At 68.2% G+C, this 4872-nt stretch carries 5 protein-coding genes and 1 tRNA gene; 1 reads left to right on the top strand and 5 read right to left on the bottom strand.

What is annotated here, in order from left to right; all coding sequences use genetic code 11:
• Positions 1 to 247: 247 nt before the first annotated feature.
• The 5 genes from ACFW2Y_RS34720 to ACFW2Y_RS34700 form a co-directional block, all read right to left on the bottom strand.
• Positions 248 to 1234, bottom strand: coding sequence for a DNA-binding protein (locus ACFW2Y_RS34720; RefSeq protein ID WP_384887406.1), 987 nt, complete (start codon positions 1232 to 1234; stop codon positions 248 to 250).
• 313 nt (positions 1235 to 1547) lie between these two features.
• Positions 1548 to 1724, bottom strand: coding sequence for a hypothetical protein (locus ACFW2Y_RS34715; protein WP_384563729.1), 177 nt, complete (start codon positions 1722 to 1724; stop codon positions 1548 to 1550).
• A 761-nt stretch (positions 1725 to 2485) separates the two neighbouring features.
• Positions 2486 to 2559 (bottom strand) — tRNA-Pro (locus ACFW2Y_RS34710).
• Positions 2560 to 2597: 38 nt separating this feature from the next.
• Complete coding sequence (locus ACFW2Y_RS34705; RefSeq protein ID WP_384887403.1) at positions 2598 to 3335, bottom strand: Pr6Pr family membrane protein; 738 nt, start codon at positions 3333 to 3335, stop codon at positions 2598 to 2600.
• Positions 3336 to 3352: 17 nt separating this feature from the next.
• Positions 3353 to 4291: a metallophosphoesterase gene (locus tag ACFW2Y_RS34700; RefSeq protein ID WP_384887400.1), complete on the bottom strand. Its 939-nt coding sequence runs from the start codon at positions 4289 to 4291 to the stop codon at positions 3353 to 3355.
• A gap of 74 nt (positions 4292 to 4365) precedes the next feature.
• On the opposite strand from ACFW2Y_RS34700, the gene ACFW2Y_RS34695 reads away from it, so the two are divergent.
• The gene (locus ACFW2Y_RS34695) at positions 4366 to 4830 is read left to right on the top strand and encodes a GatB/YqeY domain-containing protein (protein ID WP_384887397.1); all 465 of its coding nucleotides are present in this window, start codon (positions 4366 to 4368) and stop codon (positions 4828 to 4830) included.
• The last annotated feature ends 42 nt before the right edge of the window (positions 4831 to 4872 follow it).

Raw genomic sequence — 4872 nt, 5'->3', positions numbered from 1 at the left:
ATATTTACGGGGTGCTGCCATGGTGCTGGTGGATCTCCTTCGCCAGGACCGTAACCCTGGCATCAGGGACTCCACAAATCTCAGTACAGCTCAGTGCGCGTGCTCAACGAGCTTCTGCGCGTACGCAGCGTCCACGAGCTGGTGCTAGCTGGGTGATGACCCACACGGGGCCCGCACGAACAATGTGCTGGGCCCCGTGCTTCGTCAGCGCGATCAGCCAGGCGGCGAAGGCGCCATTGTGGTGCGTTCAGTCGTCGTTGGTGCCGTTAAGCCGCTTGGCCAACTCAGTGAGGTTCGCGCCGCCCAGGGCTGCCCATTCATTGGGGTCAATGCCCTCGGGGACATGAGTGGTGTCGACATCCCACCAGGTGGGGCCCTGTATGCCATCTGCCTTTCGTCCGGTCGCGCTGGTGAAGATGTAGTTGGCCAGTCCGGTCGGGGAGTACCCCTTCCCGTCTGCTGCCCAGATCAGCGGCTTGGCCGTGATGTTGTTCCACGTGGCACGGGCACGGCTCTCGTCGTCATCGACCCAGGCGCGAATGGCATCGCGGATGTCCTCGGTGGCTCCATGCCTCGGGGTCAGACGGAGAGAGGTCCCATTCGGGAGCAGTCCGGCATCGACGATGACATGTACGGCGTTCTGGGCCCGCTTGCGTTCCGCCAGCTTCTGGGCAGCGGCCTTGGCTTCGATCCGGGTCGGGGCGAGGGTGAACTCCTCCACCTCAGGGGTGGGGTAGACCTTGGTGAAGCCTGCGAGGAGCTGGCCCTGCACCTTCCAGAGGCCCACCTGGATGAGGTCGATGTCGAGGTTCATCTCCGACAACCAGACCACAGTGTGGGTGACTTGCTTGGGGAAATCAGCGGCGATGATCACCTGCCTGGGGCGCTGGAGGAGCTCCGGACTCCATTCGCCGTCCACATGGTCGAGGAGACGCTGCCGGCACGCATCGAGCTCGAGAGTCTCGCCACGGCCCTTCACGAACTCCCGGTGCGCCTGGGCCAGGGTGTCGAGGTCGAACCGGGACACCAGGGCCGCGTAGGTGATTGCTTGGAGGTGAACGTTTCGGTCGGCTGTCCCTCGCTTCAGTTCGACCACCACGAGCCGACCGGTGGCATCCAGACCCAGAACGTCCAGCCGGTCCCGAGCAGGCACCCCGTCCGTGTCAGCCCAGCGGTCGAACTCCGCGGTGATCACGAGCACCGAATCGCCGAGGACCTGAGGGTGCTCGATCACCCACTCCTGAAGGTGCTTTCGTTCGAGGAGTCCTTCCGAGGCCAGCTCGGTCGGCGAGACGGGCGTGGCCGAGCTCCCGTCGACGGTGAAGAGATGATCCACAATGTCCCCTGCCGCTTGCCGTCAGCCCGGCGCACTCAGGCCAGGCGCCCTGAGCCTACGTGTGGGGTATGTGCCGGGGCAGCTGCTTGCAGGAGATCGAGGCCGGCCAGGGACCTGTTCTTACTGGTGGTCGGGCGGCGGGATTTGAATCCAGGACCTGGAGTGGCTGTCTACGCCCAAGGGGCAGACTCAGGAGAGTCTGCCCCTTGGCTCACTTGCCCTTCGGCTTGTGCTTGGTCTTGTCGACCAGCTTCCAGCCGGTACCGGCCGTCGGCGTCGGCGGCAGCGGCTTGCCCTGAACGGCGGTGATTTCGCTACCGCCGCCCACCGGCCGGTACTGCCCCGAGTTCGGGGCCGGGGTGCCGGGTGCGATCTTCTTCGTAGCCATGGTGATCACCTGCCTTCCATGCTGGATACCTGTCAAGAACGGCGAGCGGACTTCACGGTGAAGGCCGGCTCCGTGTACGGTCGTCGGGCGCCTAGGAACGCACTTGACCCCGGCATGGCAGGTATCGACCCCAACTCGGTCCCTCCGAGCCGGGGTCTTTTCGCGCTGTGAGTAGCGTAGCGCCTCCCTCCGCCATTGGGGGTGCTCCACCACAACTTGTGGGCGTGTCGCGGAATGCTGGCACAACATCTAGTGGTTGGCTGGGATTCTGTTGCGAACAGATCAGCATGCGCCTGGGGACTGACATCGGGTGGTTCAGCGTGACGGGCGGACCAGTCGGTGGCCTGCGGCTCCAACTTCCAGGGCATCCGCACCCCGCGGCTCGACTGCCGGTGATCTTCGAGCCGTGGAGTGGGCGCAGGCCTTGGTGCTCAAGTGACACGCTCATCAGTCATGCGGGGCGGGGCTGGCGCGGCGCCTGCTGGTCACCGCCACCGCTGCGAACCGGCACGAGATGGATTCCGAGGCCGCCCACGCCTCCTTCGCTGAGGTCACCGCAGGAGCGACCGAGTTCCTCTTGGCCCACGCGCTTCCCGCCCGGCAGGCGCCCGCCTGGCCCCGCTGCCCCTGGGGTAGCCCAGGTGGGGGGAGGGGAGCCAGGTCTCTGATTCGGCTCCCGAACGGCTCCCAAGAGACCCAAAAAACCACTCAGGGGCCTGACCCGCTCTCGCGGATCAGGCCCCTGACCTGGTCTTACTCTGTCGGGGTGGCGGGATTTGAACCCACGACCTCTTCGTCCCGAACGAAGCGCGCTGCCAAGCTGCGCTACACCCCGATGTCGCTGCTCTGTTCTTCACGTCGCGGCGACATCGATTACTTTAGCCCACGCGCGCGCTCAGGCGAAATCCGGTATCCGAGGGACCGTGGCGCAGGTCGGATGCGGTCGAGTCCCACGATCGTGAGGCCGAGGACGTAGAAGGCCGCTCCGAGGACCACGGCGTGGGCGAGGACCCCTGCGTAGCCGTGGGCGGTCACGTCGAGGAAGGGGTAGGTGTAGCGGGTGGGTGCATCGGGGGAGAGCAGCGCGCCGCGGATCAGGGCGAACGCGAAGTAGAGGCCCGGAGCGGCGAGCCATTGGGCCGCATGGCGCCAGCGGAGCGCGCCGGGAGCCGTGAGCAGGAGGAAGTCGAGGGCCGTGCCGATCGGTGTCACGGTGTGCAGGAGCTGGTTGGCGACGGCCCTGGCTCCGGTCAGGCGGGCGATCTCGGCGGCCTGGTTGAACTCGCTGGCCCCGTTGTCGAGCACCAGGTGGAAGACGAGGCCGACGACCGAGATGCAGAGCAGCGCCCCGCCGGTCCACGGCGCGGGCAGCGGCGGGCGGCGGATCCAGGCCCGGAAGGCGCCCCGGCCCAGGACGACGGCGACCAGGATGTTCGACCAGATGGTGAAGAAGCTCAGGACGACGAGCACGTTTCCGTAGGCGCACTCGATGGCCAGCCCCGTCGCCGCGGCCAGGGCGATCAGTCCGCGGAAGGCCGCCGCGATGGGGCGCCGCTCGACGGGGGGCGTGGTCGCGGCGGCCGATGCGGCCGTGGTGTGGGGCGTGAGCATGCCCCCACGTTAGGTGCTCAGGGGCGTGCGGTCAGGGTGAGCAGGGTGACCTCGGGAGGGCAAGCGAAGCGGACCGGGGTGTACCGGTTGGCGCCGCAGCCCGCCGAGACGTGCAGGTAGGAGGTGCGGTCGGCGACCGTGTGCGTGGAGAGCCCCTTGACCCGGTCCGTGTCGAGGTCGCAGTTGGTGACGAGCGCCCCGTAGAAGGGGATGCACACCTGTCCGCCGTGGGTGTGCCCGGCGAGGATCAGCTCGTACCCCTCGGCGGTGAAGGCGTCGAGCGCGCGCAGGTACGGGGCGTGCACGATGCCCACGGTGAAGTCGGCGGAGTCGTCCGGGCCGCCGGCCACGTGTTCGTACCGGTCGCGCTTGATGTGCGGGTCGTCCAGGCCGGTGAAGGCGAGTTCGGCCTGCGGCAGCTTCAGCCGGCCGCGGGTGTTGGTGAGGTCCACCCAGCCGGCCGCGTCGAAGGCGTCCCGCATGTCCTCCCACGGGTTGTGGACGGCGCCGACGACGGGCTTGTTGCCGTTGAGGCCGTGGCGTCCCTGCACCTTCTCCAGCAGGTAGCGGGCGGGGTTGCGGGGGCGGGGCCCGTAGTAGTCGTTGGAGCCGAAGACGTACACGCCGGGGAACTCCATCAGCGGCCCCAGCGCGTCGAGCACCTCGGGCACGGCCTCGGTGTCGGAGAGGTTGTCTCCGGTGTTGACGACGAAGTCGGGGCGCAGCCCCGCGAGGGACTGCAGCCAGGCCCGCTTCTTGCGCTGGCCGTTCACCATGTGGATGTCGGAGACCTGGAGGACCCGGAGGTCGCGCATGCCGCGCGGGAGGACGGGCACCGTCACGCGGCGAAGCCGGAAGGAGCGGGCTTCGAAGCCCGCGGAGTAGACGAGTCCGGCGGCTGCCGTCGCCGTGAGGCCTGCCGTGATCTTCAGAGGGGTGCCGTACCGTGCGCGCATCTCCCCATCGTCGCAGACCCGCTGGGCCGAAATGCGCGGGCGGTACGGCTGGGGCACCTGCCACACTTGTCCCCATGACCACGCTCAAGGCCAAGCTCCAGGACGACCTCAACGCCGCGATCAAAGAGCGCGACGAGCTCCGCTCCTCGACCCTGCGGCTGACCATCGCCGCCATCACCAAGGAGGAGGTCGCGGGCAAGACCAAGCGCGAACTCTCCGACGACGAGGTGCAGAAGGTGATCGCGAAGGAGGCGAAGAAGCGCCGCGAGGCCGCGGACGCCTTCGCCCAGGGCGGTCGTACCGAGTCTGCGGAGCGGGAGAAGGCCGAGGGCCTCGTGCTCGACGCGTACCTGCCGAAGCAGCTCAGTGACGAGGAGCTCGACGGGATCGTCGCCGCTGCCGTCGAGGAGGCGAAGGCCGCGGGCGCCGAGGGCCCGCGTGCCATGGGGGCGGTCATGAAGATCGTGAACCCGAAGGTGGCCGGTCAGGCCGAGGGCGGCCGGGTCGCCGCCGCGGTGAAGAAGCTGCTCGCGGGCTGATCCCCGTCCGCTCCGTACGCGCGAGGGCGCCCCACCCGATGC

Origin of the sequence: Streptomyces sp. NPDC058877 (assembly GCF_042742855.1) — a bacterium.
In the GTDB taxonomy this organism is placed as follows: domain Bacteria; phylum Actinomycetota; class Actinomycetes; order Streptomycetales; family Streptomycetaceae; genus Streptomyces.
The sequence above is the reverse complement of the archived record's forward strand: the minus strand, read 5'-3'. Positions and strand labels throughout refer to the sequence as shown.

Excerpts from the sequence above, each read along its gene's own strand:
- ACFW2Y_RS34705 (WP_384887403.1), bottom strand. The coding sequence starts at position 3,335 with ATGCTCACGCCCCACACCACGGCCGCATCGGCCGCCGCGACCACGCCC.
- ACFW2Y_RS34695 (WP_384887397.1), top strand. The coding sequence starts at position 4,366 with ATGACCACGCTCAAGGCCAAGCTCCAGGACGACCTCAACGCCGCGATC.
- ACFW2Y_RS34715 (WP_384563729.1), bottom strand. The coding sequence starts at position 1,724 with ATGGCTACGAAGAAGATCGCACCCGGCACCCCGGCCCCGAACTCGGGG.
- ACFW2Y_RS34700 (WP_384887400.1), bottom strand. The coding sequence starts at position 4,291 with ATGCGCGCACGGTACGGCACCCCTCTGAAGATCACGGCAGGCCTCACG.